Raw genomic sequence first — 1,123 nt, 5'->3', positions numbered from 1 at the left:
CAAGTAGGATAGCACCCCGCACGATTTTGGTGTATTTTTGAATGGTTCTGAGGTCAATCTCAGGTTGTAGTTTGTTGAGGGGTGCTACCTCTTAGTGTTAAAGTTGGGCATCTTTATGAAACACGTATTTGGTGTCTTTCCTGAGAAAAAATATATTTCTAATATGCCTCTACCTATTTCCAGTAGATTTTCTTTTGAGGATTGGAATACTCAAGAAGGTGGTTACTTCGATTTAATTGCACCTTTTTTTGAGCAATTATCAATTCAAAAATGTGGGATAGGACTAAAGTCTATAAATTTATTATTAGTAATATCAGGCAATGAGCTTGAAGCTTGTATAGGTATTACTAATCAAATGCTTATAAGTTTTTCTACTTATGAAAAAGTTTGGGAATATTATCAAGGTAGCGAAAAAGCCCCTAATCAGCCAGAAAAGCAAATTTATTTAACATTACACCGTTTACGACTTATGGCAATAATAAAGTGGCTAAGACGATATTTAATTGAGGCAAGAGACTCAGGATATTGTTTTATATTTGGAAATGGTGTCTGTTATCGCATGTTATGTGAAATAAAACTGCCAGCAGGAACTATAGTTTACTCATAATTGCCCAACTCAACGCTCAAGTAGGATAGCACCCCGCACGGTTTTGGTGTATTTTTGAATGGTTCTGAGGTCAATCTCAGGTTGTAATTTTTTGAGGGGTGCTATCTCTTAGCGTTAAAGTTGGGCAATTCTTAGCGTTTAATTTGCTGTATATTTTTTTATCTTCTATCTATTTGTTAATGCGGGTTTTACGAGTATATTTGAGTTGTTATCATTCATCGGGCTGCATCGTTAGGCTTTTATTGTTGCGCCGAGCGGCAGGAAGGGTAGTGTAGTATTGATTCATCGCTAGTTTTGATTGGTGTAGTGAACTAATTTTGTTTGTAGAGTGAGTTCACTAGTCCGGTAATCATCCCTAAAAATAACCGCTTTCAAAAGTAGAATTTTCTCGTAGGATAAACGCAGGAGATTCTGCATGAAGACATCGAAATTTAGTGACAGCCAGATCATGGCTATTCTCAAACAAGCTGAAGCAGGGACACCTGTGCCAGCGTTGTGTCGTGAACACGGCATCAG

General features: G+C 37.2%; 2 protein-coding genes. Both read left to right on the top strand.

Features of this window, described 5'->3' with window-relative positions; genetic code table 11:
• The first annotated feature begins 115 nt into the window (after positions 1–115).
• Positions 116–607, top strand: coding sequence for a hypothetical protein (locus C8N29_RS16650; protein WP_107867180.1), 492 nt, complete (start codon positions 116–118; stop codon positions 605–607).
• A gap of 415 nt (positions 608–1,022) precedes the next feature.
• Positions 1,023–1,123: transposase (locus C8N29_RS16645; RefSeq protein ID WP_146164421.1), on the top strand; the 101-nt coding region annotated here is incomplete at its 3' end.

The sequence above is a fragment of the Agitococcus lubricus genome (assembly GCF_003051055.1).
Taxonomy (GTDB): Bacteria; Pseudomonadota; Gammaproteobacteria; order Pseudomonadales; family Moraxellaceae; genus Agitococcus; species Agitococcus lubricus.
This window is presented reverse-complemented; position numbering and strand designations above follow the sequence as displayed.